This is a genomic window from Streptosporangium carneum (assembly GCF_027922005.1).
GTDB lineage: Bacteria > Actinomycetota > Actinomycetes > Streptosporangiales > Streptosporangiaceae > Streptosporangium > Streptosporangium carneum.
On the sequence record NZ_BSEV01000006.1, the window covers coordinates 1 to 18932 of the forward strand.

Genomic DNA, 18932 nt, shown 5'->3' on the forward strand with positions numbered 1-18932 from the left:
ATTTGATCAGAAGGAGGGTCCCGAGGCCTTGGTGATCTCCACCGACCCCCTCGGGCCTGTGAACTCTATGTACGGCGTCCGCCCTCGTCAAATCAACCGCTCTCTCGACGGACGGCCCTCACCGAGGGGGCCGGACAGCCGGACGCGCGACGGACGGACACATAGCAGGTATGTGGTTTTCAACGCTTTTAGCAGGATATTTCATCTGCTTACGGGGCAGTCGGCAGGGGCGCACACGCCGTACGGCGAAACCCACACGGAGCAGGGGGGCTCTCAGTTGCCGGACAGGGGAACGGAAGGAAGACCGGGGAGCAAGGCGGGGAAGGCGTCGGCGAGGGTGCGGAACGCCGCCGCGGGCGTGGCGCTGCGACTGCTGAAAGCAGTCAACGCCCGGCGGGCCCGTCACGCGCCCGCGCCGGACGCCGGGACGGTCAGGATCCTGCTGCAGCACGCCTATGGGATGGGCGGCACCATCAGGACCGTGCTCAACCTCGCGGGATACCTGGCACGCGAGCGGGACGTGGAGATCGTCTCCGTCGTCAGGGCGGCCAAGGAGCCGTTCTTCCCCATCCCGCCCGGGGTGCGGGTGTCGTTCCTGGACGACAGGACCCGGCCACGCGGCCGGGTCGGACGGTTGCTGTCACGCTTCCCGAGCGTCCTCATCCCGGAACAGGAGAACGTCTACCGCTCGGTCTCCCTCTGGACGGACCTGCGCCTGGTCGGTTTCCTGCGGTCGCTGCGCGGCGGCGTGCTGATCTCGACCCGTCCCGGGTTCAACCTGGTCACCGCGTTGTTCGCGCCCCCCGATGTGCTGACCGTCGGCCAGGAGCATGTGGCGCTCGACGTCCACTCCCCCGAGGTCCGGCGGCTCATCAGGAGGCGGTACGGCAGGCTCGACGCCTTCGTCACCCTCACCCAGGCCGATCTCGACCAGTACGCCAGGCTGTTGAGGGCGAATCCGCCGCGGCGGCTGCTGCGCGTCCCCAACGCCGTTCCCGACCTGGCCGGTGACGTCTCGGCGCTGGAGGAGAAGTGCGTGGTCGCCATCGGCAGGCTGGTGCACGCCAAGGGCTTCGACCGGCTGGTCGAGGCATGGAAGCACGTCGCGGCGGCGCACCCTGACTGGGTGCTGCGCATCTACGGGGGTGGCACGCAGAAGGCCGAGCACCGGCTCAGGACGAGAATCGAGGAGGCCGGGCTGGCGGACAAGGTGTTCCTCATGGGCAGTTCCTCCGAGGTCGGCGTCGAACTGGCCAAATCGTCGATCTACGTCGTCAGCTCACGCTACGAGGGATTCGGCATGACGATCCTGGAGGCGATGAGCAAGGGCGTGCCGGTGGTGAGCTTCGACTGCCCGCACGGTCCCAAGGAGATCATCACCCACGAGCACGACGGCCTGCTCGTACGCCCGCGGAAGCCGCGGGCGTTGGCCGAGGCCGTCTGCCGTCTGATCGAGGACCGCGAGCTGCGGGCCAGGCTGGGCGGCAACGCCCTGCTCACCGCCGCCGGATACGACCTGGACGCCGTCGGCTCCCAGTGGGACTCGCTCCTGGCCGATCTCGTGAGGTCCTGACCCCGAGGGCCCGTCAGCGCGTGGACCGGGTCCGGTGAGGGCGAAGCCGTGGGCCCTGTCCGGCGAAGGCCGAGGCGAGGGCGTGGGCATGGCCGGGCGGCGTCGCCGGCCCGTCGTGGACGGGGCTCATACGACTGGGAAGAACGCGAAACTCCGGTAATCTGCCCGTCGTCGTCAGGAGGTGGCAGATGGCCGAAGCGGGCGCCTTGTCGGTACCGGGCTACGAGGTGTCCGGCGTGCTCGGCCAGGGCGGTTTCGGAATCGTCTACCGGGCCAGACAGCTGGCGGTCGACCGTGAGGTCGCTCTCAAGGTCGACAACCGGGTGCTGGTCTCCGAACGGGACCGTCGCCGTTTCATGCGCGAGGTCACCTCGGCGGGGGCCCTGTCCGGGCACCCGCACGTCGCCCACGTCTACGACGCCGGGGTGCTCGCGGACGGCAGGCCGTACATGGTGCTGGAGCTGTGTCCCGGCGGGTCGCTGCTGGACCGGATGCGCTCCGAGGGGCCGCTCGCGCCCGCCGAGGTCGCCGACATCGGCATCCGCATCGCGGACGCCCTGTCCGCCGCCCACGCCGCGGGAGTCCTGCACCGCGACATCAAACCGGCCAACATCCTGATCAACCGGTACGGCAACGTGGTGCTGTCCGACTTCGGCCTGGCCACCATGCCGTCCTCGGGCGGCGAGGCGTCGGTGACCCGGGAGTCGCTCACTCCCGCGTACGCGCCGCCGGAGGCGTTCGACCTGACCGAACCCGCGGCGGCGGGAGACGTCTACTCCCTGGCCGCCACGCTCTACGCGCTGCTGTCGGGGCGGCCGCCCCGGTTCCCCGAGAGCGGGGTGGTCAACATCGCGGTCATCATGGCCCTGCACCGGTTGCCGATTCCGGAGATCCCCGGTGTGCCGCCCGAGCTGACCGCCGTGCTCCGCCACGCCATGGACAGCGACCCCGGGCGGCGGACCTCGTCCGTCGCGGCCCTGCGGGACGCTCTCACCGACCTGCACATGGACCGGGACGTCCGGGGTCCGAGGCCGATCCCCCCGCGCCCCACTCCCACACCGCCCCCGTCCCAGAGCGTCCGTCACGCCGCGCCCCCCGTTCCGCAGCCGGGCCCCTTCGTCACCGGCCCCGGCGTCGGTCCCGCTCACGCGTCCTTCCCCGGCGGGCCCTCGCCGTACGGCCTGCCGCAGGCGCGTCCCTCCGCGGGCAAGGAGGCGGTGCGCGCGCACCTGACCTCGCCGGGGTTGCAGGGGTTCGGGACCACCCAGTCACCGGCAAGGGACGTCGCGCCGCCTCCCGGTTCCTCGAACACCAGGGTGTTCGTCGCGGTGGCCGTGGCCTTCGCGATCCTGCTGCTGGCGGGGATCGGCCTGATGCTCATGGACAGCTTCGGCCAGGGGGTCTCCGTCACCGGGCAGTCCGGCACCGCGGGGATCTCCGGCGCCGTGGAGAACACGGGAACCGCGCTCGGGGTGCCCACGGTCACCTCGGGCTGTCCCGCGGCGACGGTGGCGGGCGCTCACGCCTCGTGCGTGGAGAAGGCCGAGTGCTGGGGCGGGCTCGTCGTGATCGCGGGCGACGCGGCGGCCAGGTCCATCCCGTGCGACGAGTCGCACGCCTGGGAGACGTTCGCGATCGCCACGCTGCCGAGCGGCCTCACCTACGACATGCCGTCCGTGGAGAGACACCAGCTGGTGAGGAAGACCTGCGCGGCCAGGATCCTGCTGGCCTCCCGGTACGGCGCCGCCAAGACGCTCCCGGACAAGTGGCAGGCCACGGTGCTGCCTCCTTCGAAGGAGGAGTTCGCCAGGGGGGTGCGGACCTACCGCTGCCTCGGGGGCGTGGTGGGCGAGGACCGCACAGGAGCCGCCTTCCGTCCGTGAGCGCCGCGGAGTCGTTCCCGGCCGTCCCGCGGGCGGGGGCGTGTTCCGTGCGGACCTCGACGAGCGCCTCTCCAGCCTGGCGGTGCAGACTGACATCCTTGAACGCGAAGGGGGTGTCACAACATGACTCAGGCACAGATAGGCGTGACGGGCCTGGCGGTGATGGGGGCGAACCTGGCTCGCAACCTCGCCAGGCACGGGCACACGGTGGCCGTCCACAACAGGTCGCAGTCCAGGACCAAGACGCTGGTCGAGGAGCACGGGCACGAGGGGTCCTTCGTCGCCTGCGAGACTCCTGAGGAGTTCGTCGCGGCGCTGGAGCGCCCGCGCCGCGTCATCGTGATGGTCAAGGCGGGAGCGCCGACGGACGCGGTGATCGAGGAGTTCGCTCCGCTGCTCGAGCCCGGCGACATGCTCGTCGACGGCGGGAACGCGCACTTCCTCGACACCCGCAGGCGGGAGGCGGCGCTGCGGGAGCGGGGAATCCACTTCGTCGGCGCCGGGGTCTCCGGAGGCGAGGAGGGCGCGCTGCTCGGGCCGAGCATCATGCCGGGCGGCTCCAAGGAGTCCTACGAGGCGCTGGGTCCGTTGTTGGAGGACATCGCGGCGAAGGTCGACGGCGTGCCCTGCTGCACGCACATCGGTCCCGACGGGGCCGGTCACTTCGTGAAGATGGTGCACAACGGCATCGAGTACGCCGACATGCAGCTCATCGCCGAGGCGTACGACCTGCTCAGGCAGGGGCTGGGGTTGAGCCCGTCACAGCTCGCCGACGTCTTCGACGAGTGGAACCGGGGCGAGCTGTCCTCCTACCTCATCGAGATCACGGCGGAGGTGCTCCGGCAGGTCGACGCCTCGACCGGCAAGCCCCTGGTGGACGTGATCGCCGACCGGGCGGAGCAGAAGGGCACCGGGCGGTGGACGGTGCAGATCGCGCTGGACCTGGGCGTCCCGGTGAGCGGCATCGCCGAGGCGGTGTTCGCCCGCTCGGTCTCCGGTCACGCGGACCTGCGTGAGGCCGCCCGCGGCCTGCCGGGCCCCTCGGGCGTGCCCGCGGGCGTCCTCGACGAGAGCTTCGTCGAGGACGTGCGGCGGGCGCTGTACGCGTCGAAGATCATCGCCTACGCGCAGGGGTTCGACCAGATCAGGGCGGGGAGCGCCGAGTACGGCTGGGAGGTGGATCCGGGCGCGCTGGCCACGATCTGGCGGGGCGGCTGCATCATCAGGGCGGTCTTCCTCGACCGCATCCGTGAGGCCTACGAGTCCGAGACCCCTCCGGTGACCCTGCTGACCGCTCCGCTCTTCGTCGAGGCGTTGGGGCTGGCGCAGGACTCGTGGCGGCGGGTGGTGGCGAGGGCGGCCGAGTTCGGCATCCCCGCGCCCGGCTTCTCGACCGCGCTGGCGTACTACGACTCCCTGCGGGCCGAGCGCCTGCCCGCCGCCCTGATCCAGGGCCAGCGGGACTTCTTCGGCGCGCACACCTACCAGCGGACGGACCGGGAGGGGAGCTTCCACACCCTGTGGTCCGGTGACCGGTCCGAGATCGGCGGCTGAGACCCGCTCCCGCCGGGGGCCGCCCCCGGCGGGACGGCTCCGGCCGGGACCGGTTGTCGGCTTGGGCGCGTCGGTGTCTGGACCGAGGCCCGGCTTGGGCGCGTCGGTGTCTGGAGTGACGAGGGGAAGACGCCGACGCGGAAACGCCCAAGCCCGCGACGCCGCAGGCGTCGCGAACAAACACCGCTCAGCCGAGGCGGGGCAGCAGGTCGAACGCGCGCCGCGCGGCGGCGACCGCGGCGGGGTACACCTGGTCCGCCGTCTCGCCCTCGGCGAGCCTCGCCCAGTTTCCCCTCGCCAGCACGCGTTGCACGGCGAGGACCTGTCCCGCGACGAGCCTGGCGGTGAGTTCGTCCACGGTCTCGGCGAGGGCTTCGGCGAGGGCCTCCTCGTCGACGGCCATGTGGTGCAGGAGCCTGGCCGCCAGGCCGGGGACCGAGAAGATCATCCGGTGGTAGGCGAGCACCTCGCGGTGGTCGTTGAGCCCCGTCACGGGGTCGCGTCGCTCCAGTCCCGCCAGGAAGTGACGGCGGAGGGCGGCCAGCGGCGTCTCGCCCTCGTCGCGCCGCCGTACGACCAGGGCGGCCTCGCCCTGGTGGTCGGAGATCCGGTGCAGGACGAGGTCCTCCTTCGTGGCGAAGTACTTGAACAGCGTCGGCTTGGAGATTCCCGCGGCCGCCGCCACCTCCGCGACGGACACCTCGTCGAATCCCCGCTCGAGGAACAGGGCGATCGCCGCGGCGGATATCGCCTCGTGGACCTGCTGTCTCTTGCGCTGCCGGAGTCCCGTCACCCGTTCAACCTAACAGACACGCAACCGGGTTAATATCTTAACCCGGTTAACCTTTTTAGGGGTGATGCGTGTGACGGGCACGGGGCTCGACGAGGAGCTGGCGTATCTGGCCGAGTGCAGGGCGGGCCTGCGCCGCATGGTCGAGGGCGCTCGCCTGAACGTCGTCGTCGGCGAGCACGTGGCCGGGGACCGCTACAGCGCGGAGAGGCTGGGACGTCACCTCAAGAGCCTCGCCAAGGAGCTGGAGGAGGAGCCCGAGGGCCCCGCGTTCTTCGGCCGCCTCGACTTCGGCCACGGCCCCTCCGCGGGCGACCACCGGGGACAGCGCTACTACGTGGGGCGGCGGCACATCTCCGGGGAGACCGGACGGCCGCCGCTGGTGATCGACTGGCGCGCGCCCGTCTCCAGGGTGTTCTACCAGGCCGACGCCCGCGACCCTCACGGCGTCGCGGTGCGCCGCCGCTTCGGCTGGTCCACGAGACCCGCCGCCCTGACCGGCTTCGAGGACGAGCGCCTCGGCAGCGGTGAGGCTCTGGGCACGGCGAGCCGGATCGTGGCCGCCGAGATCGAACGCCCCCGTGTCGGCCCCATGCGCGACATCGTCGCCACCATCCAGCCCGAGCAGGACGAGCTGGTCCGCGCGGGGCTCGAGGAGTCGATCTGCGTCCAGGGGGCGCCCGGCACCGGCAAGACCGCCGTCGGACTGCACCGTGCCGCCTACCTGCTCTACACCCACCGGCAGCGGCTCGTCAGGAGCGGCGTGCTGATCCTCGGCCCCAACCAGGCGTTCCTCGGCTACATCTCGGCCGTGCTGCCCGCGCTGGGCGAGGTCGACGTCGAGCAGACGACCTTGGAGCGCCTGCTGGCTCCCGACCCGCCGCGCGGCACGGACGGCGAGGCGTCCGCGACCGTCAAGAACGACGTCCGGATGGCGAGGGTGCTGCGCAGGGCTCTGTACGAACGGGTCGGCCGCCCGTCGGGCCCGCTCACCGTGCCCGACGGCTCCTACCGCTGGCGCGTCTCCGAGGAGCGGTTGCGCCGCGTCGTGGACGACACCAGGCGGGAGGCGACGCCGTACGGGATCGGACGCGAGCGCGTGCTGTCACGCGTCGTCGGCGTCCTGCGGGAACAGGCGGAGTCGCGCGGCCAGACCCCCAACGCGGCCTGGACGAGGAAGATGGGCAGGGCCGCCACGGACTTCCTCGACACGGTGTGGCCCGCCGTACGGCCACAGGAGGTCGTGGCGGGACTGCTCGGCGATCCCGCGGCGCTGGCCAGGGCCGCCGACGGGATCCTCACCCCCGGCGAGCAGTCGGCGATCCTGTGGGCGCGACCGCCGCGCTCGTTCAGGAGCGCCAGGTGGTCGGCGGCGGACGCCGTGCTCATCGACGAGGTCGCGAGCCTCGTCGAGCGTCCCCGAGGGTACGGCCACGTCATCGTCGACGAGGCGCAGGACCTGTCGGCGATGCAGTGCCGGGCCATCGCGCGCCGGAGCGAGCACGGCTCGATCACCGTGCTGGGCGACCTGGCGCAGGGCACCACACCGTGGGCGGCGCGGGACTGGGCCGAGCAGCTCGCCCACCTCGGCAAGCCCGGGGCGCAGGTGGTCGCCCTGACGACCGGTTTCCGGGTGCCGGGGGCCGTCGTCGCGGTCGCCAACCGTCTGCTGGAGGAGCTGGCGGTCGAGGTGCCCAGGACCCGTTCCTTCAGGGCCGACGGCCTGCTCAGGATCCGTGGGACGACCGACCTGCGGGGCGCTGCGGTCGAGGCGGTGCGCGACGCGCTCGGCCACGAGGGCTCGGTCGCGGTGATCGCCGCGGACGGCGACCTCGCCGTCCTGGCGGAGGCGCTCGAGGCCGCCGGCGTCGAGGTCGCCGCGCTCGGCGAGGCGTCCTCGCGGGCCCGCGTCACCGCGGTCCCCGCGACGATGGCCAAGGGCCTCGAGTACGACCACGTGGTGGTCGCCGAGCCCGCGGGCATCGCGGAGGCGGAGGCAAGGGGTCTGAACCGGCTCTACGTCGTGCTCACCAGGGCCGTCTCACGACTGGACGTGCTGCACTCCCGCCCGCTGCCCGCCGGGCTCGGAGACTGATCGCGGCCGGCGGGCTCGCCGGGCCGTGCCGCCCTCGGCAGGCCGGGCCGACGGCTCCTGTCCCGACGCCGCAGGAACAGGACACGCCGTAATGCTGGAATTCGCTGGAAATCAAGGGAGACTGGTGGAACTGCTGTTACGCTCCGTGCCGTGAGTGAATCACTGGACGCGCTGGAGCGGCGGATAACCGGCCTCCGCGCCGAGGTGCGACGCGCGGTCAAGGCGAGGGAGAACTCGCTGGCCCGATCACTGCGCGGAGACCTGCGCAGGGCGGAGAAGGCCTGGGACGAGGCGATCAGCGCCGAGGAGCCCGTGCCCGCGTCCCATGAGCCCGAGCCCTCGCTGCTTCCCATCAGGGAGCAGGTCCACCAGGCGCTGGCGCTGCTGGGCGTGCCCGCGGCGGCCAGGCTGGTCGTGGCGGTGAACGACGCGTTCTTCTCCCGCGCGCTGCGCGGTCCCCAGCTGACCAGCCTTCGCAGGGACGAGGAACGTTCCTTCCGCAGCGACCCGTACGCCCGCCCCTACTACCTGTGCGCCGCGCTGACCGACCGCCTCTCCCCCGCGAGAGGACTGCTCGCCGACAGCACATGGGAGCCGGAGCGCAGGGTGCTCGGGCCGCTGAGCCCGCGTGTCGACTTCCTCACCTCGACCATGCGCGTCGCCGAGCACCTGACCCGCCTGCCCGATCCCTCGCCGGCCGCGTTGCGGCTGCTGTCGCGGATGGCGCAGAACATCCCCGGCGCCGTCGAGAGCTTCGCGCCCGCCGATCCGGCGATCGCGATCCGCGCCGCCCGCGCCGAGCTCGAGGTGCACCACGCGGCGGACACCAGGCAGCGGGCCGAGGTGGCGGCGCGGGCGAGCAGTCAACTGTCGGACGTGGAGCGCCTGTTCGGCGCCGCCACGATGAGCACTCTGAGGGGGGCCTGTTGAACGGCAGGCTGGACGAGCTGCGCGGGCCCGTGCCCTCGCACCCGCACGACGCCCGCGCCATCGCGGCGCTGGCCGCCAATCCCGGCTGCGCCCGCAGGGCGCTGCTGGACGCCGCAGGAGTGGACAAGGACCGCACGGCCAGGCATGTGGGCTTCCCCGCCCCCTTCGGCCAGTCGCAGTTCGCGATCACCCGAGGGAACGTGTTCGAGGCGCTGGTGAAGGAGAACGGCTGCGCGGAGCTGCTGCGGTTGCTGCGCGAGCTGCTCGGCCTGCCCGTCTCCGAGGTCGGCTACCAGGACGTGGAGAACGTCGGCGCCCACCTGCGCCACTCCCACACCCGGGCGCTGATCGACCGGGCCGCGCGCGAGAGCGAGGAGACCGCGGTCTTCTACGACCATCCGCTGTTCAGCCTGGAGATCGCCGGGCACACCTCCTACCTCGAGCCCGACGTGGTCGCCTTCCAGCTCGGGGGGCGCTTCCACATCGTGGAGATCAAGTCGTTCGGCGTGATCGACGGGCAGGCCGAGCCTCAGAAGGTCGCCGGGGCCGCCAGGCAGGCCGCGGTCTACGTGCTGGCGCTGCGCACGCTGCTGGCCGAGCTGGGGCACGACCCGGAGCGGGTCTCCCACGACGTGGTGCTGGTCTGTCCGGAGAACTTCGCGAACCGGCCCACCGCGACGCTGGTCGACGTGCGAAAGCAGCTCGCGGTGCTCAGGCGGCAGCTCGCCCGGATGACCCGCGTCGACCGCCTGCTCGAGGGGATCCCCGAGGGGCTCACCTTCGACCTCGCGCCCGACCGCGACGGCGTGCCCACCCGTTCGGCGCAGGAGCTGGCCGAGGCGCTGTGCCAGGTGCCCGCCCGTTACGCGCCCGACTGCCTGTCCACCTGCGACATGTGCATGTTCTGCCGCGACGAGGCCAGGGGGAACGGCTCGACCGACCTGCTCGGGCGCCAGGTGCGCGACGAGCTCGGCGGCGTCTCGGGCATGGCCGAGGCGCTCGGTCTGGCCGAGGGGACCCTCGAGCCCGCGGAGGGCCAGGAGGAGGTCGCCCGCCTGCTCCGCACGGCGAACCTGCTGCGCGAGGAGTGCCTCAGGTGAGCGCGTTGACGGCGCTGGCGCAGCTTCGCGCCATCAGGGACGGGATCGCGCAGCCGATCACCACGGTCCGGCACTGCCACCTCGCCCCGCACCCGATGGTGTTCATCCCGCTGAGGCTCGCCGGTGAGGCCGCCGCCCCGATGGGGGCCATGGTCGGCACCGATCCCGGACACCCCAGGTTGCTCGTGGTGCCGCAGCCGCGCAACCGGGATCTGCGCTTCGCCTTCACCGCCGAGCTGGCCGAGGTGGTCCTGCCGTACATCGAGGGGTTCGGCAAGACCACGGAGACCATCGAGAAGAAGGGCGGCGAGCCGTACGAACGGTGCCTGGACGCCCCGCAGATCCTGGTGCCGAACCCGCAGGCGGTGACCTTCGTCGGGCTGCTGGGCCGCTCGACCCGGTTCCGCAGGGTCGACGGCCCCTACCCCGTGCACCCGTCGGTGCCCCTGCTGGGCCGGTGGCTGACCTACTTCGCCGACAGGTCGCAGCACCCTGGCTCCTCCCTGCTGCTGACGGCGACCGAGGCGCTGGGGGCGCACTGGGCCACCGGGCAGAGCGGTCTCGAGGACGCGAACCTGGCGGCGCTGCTCGGATGGATCGATCCCCCCGAGGGCATGACGGGGCCCGGGGCCGCGGAGGAGGCGGAGGATCCGCTGCTGTGGCCCCCCGCGGGGCCCGCGACCGACCCGGGCTTCGACAACGAGGTGCTCGGCCCCGCCGTGCGCGCCTACGAGGAGGCCCCGACGGAGCGTGCCGTCGAACGCGTCGCCCAGGCTCTGCGCACCCAGCTCGAGCCGACGTGGCGGCTGATGTGGCGATCGGTCGAGCTGTTGCGCGCGCTGCCGGAGGGGGCGCGGGTGAAGGACCGCTGGGACGTCGACCGGGGATCCTTCACCCGGTTCCTCGAGCGGGTCACCGAGGGCGGCCCGCCGCAGGCGCGCAGGGACGGCGCGGTCGGCGCCGCGGCGCGGCTGGCCGGGCTCGAGCGCGCGCGGGCGAGTTACGACGTTCAGCGCGCCTACGACGACCCGCTGGTCATGGCCGAGTACCGGCTGACCGGTGAGGCGTTCGCCGGGACGGTCACCGCGGCCGATCCCGAGCACACCGAGGGCGAGGGCCGCTCGCGCAAGCTGCGTCCGCTGATCACGGTCAGGACCGAGGACCAGGTACGGCTGACGCCCGGCGCCACGGTCGGCAGCCCGGACCGGCGCGGACACGCCGCCGAGATCGTCGAGGTCGTGGACGGCGAGGTCACCCTGAAGATCACCAAGGGGATGGGCAGGGGCAGGACGCCCTCGCCGGGTTCCGTTCCCGAGCCCGGCGAGCGGGTCACCTACACCTCGCTGACCGACGACTTCCAGTCCTCGGCGGCGCTTCCCGACCCCGAGCTGACGCCGTGGACGCACGGCGGCCCACCGCAGGAGTACGTGCCCAGCGACGAGGACGCTCAGGAGGAGTGGTCGTGAACGCTCATCGGACGGCGCGCCGCGCGGGAGTCCCGGCGTGACGCCGCAGCAGGAGGCGGCGGCCGTCGTCGACGCGGTCCTGGCCGACCTGCCCCGCAACCGGGGCGTGGTGGTCGACTCACCGCCCGGCGCGGGCAAGTCCACCCTGGTGGTCAGGGCGGCCGGGCACATCGCCGAGACGGGCGAGCCGCTGATGATCGTGGCGCAGACCAACGAGCAGGTCGACGACCTGGTGGAACGGCTCGCGACCGAGCATCCCGACCTCACGGTCGGCCGCCTCTCCGCGAGCGGCTACGTCACGCCGGGCCGCGTCCTGGCCCTGCCCAACGTCTCGGTCGCGGGCAAACTGCCCGATCTCGGCGACCCGGCGGTGGTGATCGCCACCGCCGACAAGTGGGCCTGGATCGGTGACAGGACCTGGCCGTGGGCGATCGTGGACGAGGCCTACCAGATGCGTTCGGACAAGCTGCTGCGCATCGCCTCGCTGTTCGAGCGGTCGCTGTTCGTGGGCGACCCCGGCCAGCTCGACCCGTTCTCGATCGTGGACGGCGAGCGCTGGGCGGGCCTGTCGTGGGATCCGGTGCAGAGCGCGGTCTCGGTGCTGCTGCGGCACAACCCCGACCTGCCGGTGCACCGGCTCCCCGTGTCCTGGCGGCTGCCCGCGTCGGCGGCGCCGGTGGTCTCCGAGGCGTTCTACCCGTTCACCGGGTTCCGGGCGGGGACGGAGCACGGCGACCGGTCTCTCGAGCTGACCGTGAACGGCATGCGCACCTCCTACGACCGGGCTCTGGAGGAGGCGGCGGCGTCGGGCTGGGCGTTGTACGAGCTGCCGAGCCGCCACACCGTGCGCACGGACGCCGAGGCCGTGCAGGCGGTGGCGGTGCTGGCGGTGCGGCTGCTGCAGCGCGCCCCCGTGGCGCACTCGGAGCGCGGCAGCCACCGGGTGACGGCCGACAGGATCGCCATCGGCGCCGCGCACCGCGACCAGGTCGCCGCGATCCGCGCCGCCGGGGTGCCCGAGGAGATCACGGTGGACACCGCGAACCGGCTCCAGGGACGGGAGTACGACGTGACGATCGTGCTGCACCCGCTGTCGGGACGCCGCGACGCCACCGCCTTCCACCTGGAGTCGGGACGACTGTGCGTGCTGGCCTCACGGCACCGGCACGCCTGCGTCGTGGTCGCCAGGGCGGGCATTCCCGAGTTGCTGGACGCCCACCCCTCCGCCGAGCCGGTCCAGCTCGGCGTTCCGGTGAAGTTCCCCGACGGCTGGGAGGCCAACCAGGCCGTGCTGGCCCACCTGTCGAAGCACCGGGTCGCGGCTCACTGAGCGGAGACGGAGAGCCCTGCCGGGCGGAGGCGTCCGTCTCCCACGGAGCGGCGTGACGGCCCCTCCCGCCCGCTCACAGGGGCGTCGCCCGGGACGGGCTCGGCCGGTGCGAGCCGTCAGTGGGTGTGGACGGGAACCGGTGAGACCTCGGGGTGGGCCCTGATCCACCGGATGCGCTCACCGCTCTCCTCGTCGAGCGGCGTGTAGACGACCACCCGCGCCTCCGGCGGGGAGGACAGAGCCAGGCTCGTGGAGATCGTGCGCACCACCCCCGCCGCGGAGTGCTGGAAGATCTTCATACGGCTTCCCGGCCTGGCGACGTCGTGCGCGGACCACATACGTGCGAACTCCGGACTGGCCGCCGACAGCCTGCGGACGAAGTCGGTCCAGGCGGGCTCGCCGAGGTGCCGCCCGAAGCCCGCCCGCAGGGTGGCCACCATCTGCGGCAGCTCCTCGGCCCGGTTGACCACCGGGGTGCAGCAGTCGCGCGAAACGAACAGCTGCCAGAGCGCGTTTCTGGTCGCGGGCGGCGCCGAGGTCATGACCGGGAACAGCGTGCCGTACGTCTGGTTCCAGGCCAGCAGGTCGTAGCGGCCGTTGTAGACCGCGGCGGGCAGCGGGTCCAGGTTGTCGAGGATGATCTGGGTCTCCGGCTCCAGGACGCCGCAGGTGTCGCTCTCGGGCACGGACGGCATGTCGGCCAGCCGGTAGAGGTGCTCACGCTCCGCCTCGTCGAGGCCGAGCGTCCTGGAGATCGCGTCGAGCACCTGCACGCTGGCGTTGATCGGCCTGCCCTGCTCAAGCCAGGTGTACCACGTGACGCCGACCCCGGCGAGCATGGCGACCTCCTCGCGCCGCAGCCCCGGGGTACGGCGGCGCAGCCCGGGAGGCAGGCCGACGTCCTCGGGGGTGATGCGGTCACGACGGCTGCGCAGGAAGGAGGCGAGCTCCGTCCTGCGGGCACACGGCTGGGTCATGGTCACCGCTCCATGCTGGCCGAAGGGGAGGCGCTCTGCCAGGTGCTGTCAGTACCAGGATCGGCAGGCTCTCGTTACCGGTATCCGCGCGGCCTCACAGTCGTTCCCATGACCGCGCTACCGACCACCGGGGCCCCTGCCGTCCCGGCGGCCTCCCCTCGTGCGCCCTGGCTGCTGACGGTGATCCTGACCGGGCAGTTCATGGCGATTCTCGATGTCTCGATCGTCAACGTCGCCTCCCCCGTGATCCGTTCCGACCTGGGCACGTCCGGTTCGGGCCTTCAGATGATCATTTCCGGATACACCATCGCCTATGCGATGCTGCTGATCACCGGCGCCCGCCTCGGCGGCCGCCACGGCGGGCGGCGTCTGTTCCTGTACGGCCTGGCGGCGTTCACCGCCACCTCCCTCGCCTGCGGTCTGGCCGTCTCCGCCGGGCAGCTCATCGCCTTCCGGCTGCTCCAGGGGGCTGGAGCGGCGTTGATGGTCCCCCAGGTGCTGAGCATGATCCAGACGAACTTCGAAGGAGCCTCGCGGGCCCGCGCGCTCAGCCTCTACGCCACGGTGATCTCGGGAGCCGCCGTGATCGGTCAGGTGCTGGGCGGCGTGCTGGTCTCCGCCGACCTGTTCGGCTCCGCGTGGCGTCCGGTGTTCCTGGTGAACGTGCCGATCGGGGTCGGCCTGCTCGTGATGGGCTCGAGGCTGCTGCCCGCGGACGGCCCGCAGCGCCACCGCCCCCTGGACCTGCCGGGCCTGGTCACCCTCTCGCTGGCGGTCAGCCTCCTGGTGGTGCCGCTCGTGCTGGGCCACGAGCAGGACTGGCCGCTGTGGGGCTGGGCCTCGATGGCCGCGAGCGTGGCGCTCGCGGGGATCTTCGTGCTGGTCGAGCGGCGAGCCTCCGCGCCTCTGGTGCCCGCGCGGGTGCTCAGGGCGCCGGGGGTCGTCCCCGCCGCGCTGGCCGTCTTCGGGGTGATGGCGACCTACGGCGGGTTCCTGTTCAGTCTCGCCCTGCACCTGCAGGGCGCCCTGGGCGACAGCCCCCTGCGGGCGGGCCTGACGTTCATCCCGGGCGCGCTGACGTTCGCGGTGGCGAGCCTGAACTGGCGGCGGATCCCCGAGCGCCTGCGGCGCCGCGCGGTGATCGCCTCGTACGGGGTGGCCGCGCTGGGTTACGCGGGCCTGGCGGTCGCGCTGAGCGGCGACGGCCACGGTCAGCCTCTCCTGGCGATATCGCAGGCCGTGGTCGGGTTCGGCCTGGGCGGGGCGTTCAGCCCGGTGCTCACGATCGCGCTCACCCACGTGGCTCCCGAGGACGCCCCGGACACCAGCGGGCTGTTCGTCATGGTGACCCAGCTCGGCCAGGTCGTCGGCGTGGCCACGTTCGGCACGCTGTACCTGAGCGGGGGGTCGATCACGGGCGTGGACGTGGCCCTGGCCGTCACGACGCTGGTCACCGGAGTCTGCGCGCTGCCGCTGCTGCGGCGGTGACGAGCCCTCCCGTGACGGGCCCCGCGGGCACGGTCTGCCGGCCGTGCCCGCGGGGCCGATCGCGCTCCGGTCCGCTGGCTGAGGGGACGGATCTGAGGGGTCAGACGGTCCGGCGCCAGACGTCGATGGCCAGCACCTGCCGCATGCCGACCGACAGGTAGAGGTCCAGCGCGGGGGTGCTGTTGTTGGCGTCCACGTGGAGGTAGGTGCCGACCCGGCCGCGCCGGGCGTCGGCGGCGAACGCCGTGCGCAGCATGAAGCGGCCGAGGCCGCGCCCTCTGAAGCCCGGCAGCACCGCGAGCTGGCGCACGTAGCCCGAGTTCTCGTCTCCGGCGAAGGCGTTGGTGCCCAGCAGCATCGCCGCGGGCTCGCCGTCGACCCGCGCGACCGCGAGCTGCGCCCAGTCGGTGTTGGCCGAGGAGTCCAGCTCGGCGTACCACTCGTCGTAGTCCGTCGGGGCGAACCCGAAGTGCTCGGCGAACCCGGCCTGCTGGACGGCGTGCCCCTGACGCCGCACCTCGTCGGTCGTCCCGTGGTGGAGCGTCACCCCGGCCGGGAGGGCGGGCTCGGGAACCGAGGCCCCGTGGTCGACCAGCAGCCGGATGAAGCTCGTCGCCGCGGCGAACCCGCGGGCGGCGGCGATGGCGCGCTTGCCGCTGTCCTCCCGGTAAAGACCGATGTCCACCACGGCCCTGTCGTGGCCGAGTTCGGCGGTGATCCGCCTCGCCCGCTCGGTCACGGTGTCCCACAGGTGACCGGTGAGCACGGCCGCGTCCGGGTGCACGACCACGTCGATGTCCACGTTGTCACCGCTCCCCTTGCGGCAGGCCCACGCCCAGGCGACCAGCCGGCCCGTCTCGTCGTGGACGACCCAGCCGTCCGACTCCCTGTCGAAGGAGGGTTCGTTCAACTGGTCGGCGACGTCGTCGAAGGTCATGTCCGCCTTGCCGATCACCTGCGTGTCGCACAGGGAGATCAGCTCGTGGATGTCGGCGGCGTCCTCGCCCCTGGGCCGCCGGGTGAGGTACCCGGCGGCGGTCGCGGTCGTTTCCATGCCTGCGTGCGTCTCTGTTGTCATGCCGCCAGTCTGCGCGAGGCGACTTGGCGGCCGCTGGGTCGCGACTTGCTTGATCGGTCCGCGTGACTTGCCCGGCCGGGCGTCACGGCGCGCTCAGTCGAGCACCGGCACCGGCGCCTTGTCCTCCGCGGCCTCCTCGGGGCCGCCGCGCAGCGGGATCTCCTTGATGAAGACGGCGAACACCGGCACCAGGACGGCGAACAGGATGGCCCACGAGAACACGCTGCCGATCGAGACCGCCAGCGACTCCAGGAAACCGGTCCGCACGTTCGCGGGCAGCTGGTGCAGGGCCGCGGGGTTGAACTGGCCGCCGCCGGAGGCGAGCTTCTCGCCCGCGACGGGCCCCAGCTTGCTCGACAGGTTGGCGGTGAGCTGGTTGTTGAAGACCGCGCCGAACAGCGAGACGCCGAACGAGCCTCCGATGGACCTGAAGAAGGTCGAGGCGCTGCTGGCGACGCCCAGGTCCTTCTGCTCCACGCTGTTCTGCGCGATCAGCATGGTGGTCTGCATCAGGAAGCCCATGCCGAGGCCGAGCACCGCGATGTAGACGCCGGTCCGCCACGAGGGGGTGTCGACGTCCATCGTGGACAGCAGCCACATGGCGATCGCCATGATCACGCCGCCGAGGACCGGGTACATCTTGTACTTGCCGGTCTTGGTGATGGCCCGGCCGACGAACAGCGAGATCACCATGGCCGAGGCCATCATCGGCAGCAGGAGCAGGCCCGAGTTGGTGGCCGAGGCGCCCTGGACCGTCTGCTGGAACAGCGGCAGGAAGTTGATGGCGCCGAACATCGCGAAGCCGAGCAGGAAGCCGACCAGGGAGATCAGCGTGAAGTTGCGGTTGCGGAACACGTTGAGCGGCATGATCGGCTCGGCGGCGCGAAGCTGGACCGGCACGAACAGCGCCAGCGCGACCACGGCGGTGGCGGCGAGGCCGAGGATCTGCGGCGAGCCCCACTCGTAGTCGTTGCCGCCCCACGTGGTGATGAGGACCAGCGCGGTGATGCCGACGGACAGCAGGACCGCGCCGAGCCAGTCGATGCGGTGCTCGGTGCGGTACTTCGGCAACTTGAGCTTGGCGGCCAGCACGGCGAGGGCGACGAACCCGATGGGCAGGTTCACGTAGAAGGCCCAGCGCCAGTCGAGGTGGTCGGTGATGAACCCGCCGACGAACGGGCCCGCGATCATCGCGAGCGACATCACGCCGGCCATGATGCCCTGGTACTGCCCGCGCTCACGGGGCGGGACGAGGTCGCCGATGATCGCCATGGCGTTGACCATCAGGCCGCCCGCGCCGAGCCCCTGCAGCGCGCGGAAGCCGATGAGCTGGGCCATGCCGTCGGCGGGGCCGCCGAACATCTCGGATCCGGCCATGCCGCAGAGAACGGAGCCGACCATGAAGATCACGATGGAGGCCAGGAAGATGGTCTTCCTGCCGTACAGGTCGCCGATCTTGCCCCAGATGGGGGTTGATACGGTGGTGCCGAGCACGTAGGCGGTCACCACCCAGGAAAGGTGGGCCAGGCCGCCGAGCTCACCGACGATGCGGGGCATCGCCGTGCCGACGATCATGTTGTCGAGCATGGCCAGGACCATCGCGAGCATCAGGCCCGGCAGCACCACCATGACCTCGCGCCGCCGCTCCGGTGCGGTCGCGGTCTCCTTCACTTCTGTCGCCCCCTCAGAACGATCTCACTTACTTGCCGACCGGCTAGTGTCGGATATGCTGGGAATGTAGGCGGCTCACTTACCGGTCGTCAAGTTAATTTCGCCGCAAAGGGAATCATGAGGGAAAACGCCGATACTCGGACGCGCATCCAGGAGATCGCCCTGAAGCTCTTCGTCGAGCAGGGTTACGAGGCGACGTCGCTCCGCGAGATAGCGGAGGAACTCGGCGTGACCAAGGCCGCCCTCTACTACCACTTCAAGAGCAAGGACGAGATCGTCACCAGCCTGGCCGAGGACCGGCTGCGCGAGGTCGAGGAGCTGGTCGAATGGGCGAAGGACCAGCCCCGCAACGACGAGGCCCGCCGTGAGCTGATCCGCCGCTACTCCGACGACCTGCACCACGGTCAGCACCACCAGATCATGCGTTTCCTCGAGCGCAACCAGACCTCGCTGAAGAACCATCCGGTGATGGAGCGCACCCGCGAGCGGATGTTCGAGATCCTCGAATTCCTCGTCGAGCCGGACGACCCGACGGTCACCCGGCTGAGGAACTCCATGGCCCTGTTCGTCCTGCACGCCTCCTGGTTCATCATCAGAGACGAGACGATCACCGACGACGAGCGCAGGGAGGCCGCGCTCGAGGTCGCTTTCGACCTGCTGCGCAGATGAGCGTCCTCATCGACCCGCCGAACTGGCCGGGTCCCCGCGGCCTGCTCTGGTCCCACCTGGTCAGCGACAGCTCGACCGAGGAGTTGCACGCCTTCGCCGCCCTGCTGGGCGTGCCGGCCCGGGCGTTCGACCGCGACCACTACGACGTCCCCGAGACCGTCTACGAACGGGCGGTCTCCCTGGGGGCGGAGGCGGTCTCCTCGCGCGAGCTTCTCGCCCGGTTGATCGCGTCAGGCCTGCGCAGGCGCAAGGTTCGTCCATGAATCACCCCTGAACCATGCCTTTCGCATGGATCCCTCCATCAAGGGCATGACGGCTCCCTGAACGA

At 71.7% G+C, this 18932-nt stretch carries 15 protein-coding genes; 11 read left to right on the top strand and 4 right to left on the bottom strand.

The window, feature by feature from the left end; all coding sequences use genetic code 11:
- Positions 1-337 precede the first annotated feature (337 nt).
- The 3 genes from PKF00_RS15210 (at position 338) to gnd (ending at position 5010) form a co-directional block, all read left to right on the top strand.
- On the top strand, positions 338-1573 hold the full coding sequence (locus tag PKF00_RS15210; RefSeq protein WP_271218157.1) for a glycosyltransferase family 4 protein: 1236 nt from the start codon (positions 338-340) through the stop codon (positions 1571-1573).
- A gap of 188 nt (positions 1574-1761) precedes the next feature.
- Positions 1762-3456, top strand: coding sequence for a serine/threonine-protein kinase (locus PKF00_RS15215; protein ID WP_271218158.1), 1695 nt, complete (start codon positions 1762-1764; stop codon positions 3454-3456).
- 123 nt (positions 3457-3579) lie between these two features.
- On the top strand, positions 3580-5010 hold the full coding sequence (gene gnd / locus PKF00_RS15220; protein WP_271218159.1) for an NADP-dependent phosphogluconate dehydrogenase: 1431 nt from the start codon (positions 3580-3582) through the stop codon (positions 5008-5010).
- A 187-nt stretch (positions 5011-5197) separates the two neighbouring features.
- On the opposite strand, the gene PKF00_RS15225 is transcribed toward gnd, so the two are convergent.
- The gene (locus tag PKF00_RS15225) at positions 5198-5803 is read right to left on the bottom strand and encodes a TetR/AcrR family transcriptional regulator (RefSeq protein WP_271218160.1); all 606 of its coding nucleotides are present in this window, start codon (positions 5801-5803) and stop codon (positions 5198-5200) included.
- A 64-nt stretch (positions 5804-5867) separates the two neighbouring features.
- Here PKF00_RS15225 and PKF00_RS15230 point away from each other — a divergent pair, with 64 nt between their 5' ends.
- The 5 genes from PKF00_RS15230 (at position 5868) to PKF00_RS15250 (ending at position 12721) form a co-directional block, all read left to right on the top strand.
- A complete protein-coding gene (locus PKF00_RS15230) occupies positions 5868-7895 on the top strand; it encodes a HelD family protein (RefSeq protein ID WP_271218471.1) in 2028 nt (675 codons plus the stop codon).
- Positions 7896-8045: 150 nt separating this feature from the next.
- Positions 8046-8825: a hypothetical protein gene (locus PKF00_RS15235; RefSeq protein ID WP_271218161.1), complete on the top strand. Its 780-nt coding sequence runs from the start codon at positions 8046-8048 to the stop codon at positions 8823-8825.
- Positions 8822-9925: a hypothetical protein gene (locus PKF00_RS15240; RefSeq protein WP_271218162.1), complete on the top strand. Its 1104-nt coding sequence runs from the start codon at positions 8822-8824 to the stop codon at positions 9923-9925. Before PKF00_RS15235 ends, PKF00_RS15240 begins: the two co-directional genes overlap by 4 nt.
- Positions 9922-11391: a hypothetical protein gene (locus tag PKF00_RS15245; RefSeq protein WP_271218163.1), complete on the top strand. Its 1470-nt coding sequence runs from the start codon at positions 9922-9924 to the stop codon at positions 11389-11391. The genes PKF00_RS15240 and PKF00_RS15245 overlap by 4 nt, the downstream gene beginning before the upstream one ends.
- Positions 11392-11428: 37 nt before the next feature.
- The gene (locus PKF00_RS15250; protein WP_271218164.1) at positions 11429-12721 is read left to right on the top strand and encodes an AAA family ATPase; all 1293 of its coding nucleotides are present in this window, start codon (positions 11429-11431) and stop codon (positions 12719-12721) included.
- A gap of 116 nt (positions 12722-12837) precedes the next feature.
- On the opposite strand, the gene PKF00_RS15255 is transcribed toward PKF00_RS15250, so the two are convergent.
- Positions 12838-13698 (bottom strand): helix-turn-helix transcriptional regulator, encoded by an 861-nt coding sequence (locus PKF00_RS15255; protein WP_271218165.1) that lies wholly within the window; start codon positions 13696-13698, stop codon positions 12838-12840.
- A gap of 108 nt (positions 13699-13806) precedes the next feature.
- Here PKF00_RS15255 and PKF00_RS15260 point away from each other — a divergent pair, with 108 nt between their 5' ends.
- Complete coding sequence (locus PKF00_RS15260) at positions 13807-15186, top strand: MFS transporter (protein ID WP_271218166.1); 1380 nt, start codon at positions 13807-13809, stop codon at positions 15184-15186.
- A gap of 100 nt (positions 15187-15286) precedes the next feature.
- Here PKF00_RS15260 and PKF00_RS15265 read toward each other — a convergent pair whose 3' ends face one another.
- Both PKF00_RS15265 and PKF00_RS15270 read right to left on the bottom strand, forming a co-directional pair.
- Positions 15287-16264, bottom strand: coding sequence for a GNAT family N-acetyltransferase (locus tag PKF00_RS15265; RefSeq protein WP_271218167.1), 978 nt, complete (start codon positions 16262-16264; stop codon positions 15287-15289).
- Between the two features lie 93 nt (positions 16265-16357).
- Complete coding sequence (locus PKF00_RS15270; RefSeq protein WP_271218168.1) at positions 16358-17935, bottom strand: MDR family MFS transporter; 1578 nt, start codon at positions 17933-17935, stop codon at positions 16358-16360.
- Between the two features lie 117 nt (positions 17936-18052).
- On the opposite strand from PKF00_RS15270, the gene PKF00_RS15275 reads away from it, so the two are divergent.
- Positions 18053-18604 (top strand): TetR/AcrR family transcriptional regulator, encoded by a 552-nt coding sequence (locus tag PKF00_RS15275; RefSeq protein ID WP_271218169.1) that lies wholly within the window; start codon positions 18053-18055, stop codon positions 18602-18604.
- Positions 18601-18867, top strand: a complete 267-nt coding sequence (locus tag PKF00_RS15280; RefSeq protein WP_271218170.1) for a DUF4031 domain-containing protein — start codon at positions 18601-18603, stop codon at positions 18865-18867. Before PKF00_RS15275 ends, PKF00_RS15280 begins: the two co-directional genes overlap by 4 nt.
- The last annotated feature ends 65 nt before the right edge of the window (positions 18868-18932 follow it).

Coding starts and splice junctions, on each gene's coding strand:
- PKF00_RS15215 (WP_271218158.1), top strand. CDS start 1,762: ATGGCCGAAGCGGGCGCCTTGTCGGTACCGGGCTACGAGGTGTCCGGC.
- gnd (WP_271218159.1), top strand. CDS start 3,580: ATGACTCAGGCACAGATAGGCGTGACGGGCCTGGCGGTGATGGGGGCG.
- PKF00_RS15230 (WP_271218471.1), top strand. CDS start 5,868: ATGCGTGTGACGGGCACGGGGCTCGACGAGGAGCTGGCGTATCTGGCC.
- PKF00_RS15255 (WP_271218165.1), bottom strand. CDS start 13,698: ATGACCCAGCCGTGTGCCCGCAGGACGGAGCTCGCCTCCTTCCTGCGC.
- PKF00_RS15260 (WP_271218166.1), top strand. CDS start 13,807: ATGACCGCGCTACCGACCACCGGGGCCCCTGCCGTCCCGGCGGCCTCC.
- PKF00_RS15265 (WP_271218167.1), bottom strand. CDS start 16,264: ATGACAACAGAGACGCACGCAGGCATGGAAACGACCGCGACCGCCGCC.
- PKF00_RS15275 (WP_271218169.1), top strand. CDS start 18,053: ATGAGGGAAAACGCCGATACTCGGACGCGCATCCAGGAGATCGCCCTG.
- PKF00_RS15280 (WP_271218170.1), top strand. CDS start 18,601: ATGAGCGTCCTCATCGACCCGCCGAACTGGCCGGGTCCCCGCGGCCTG.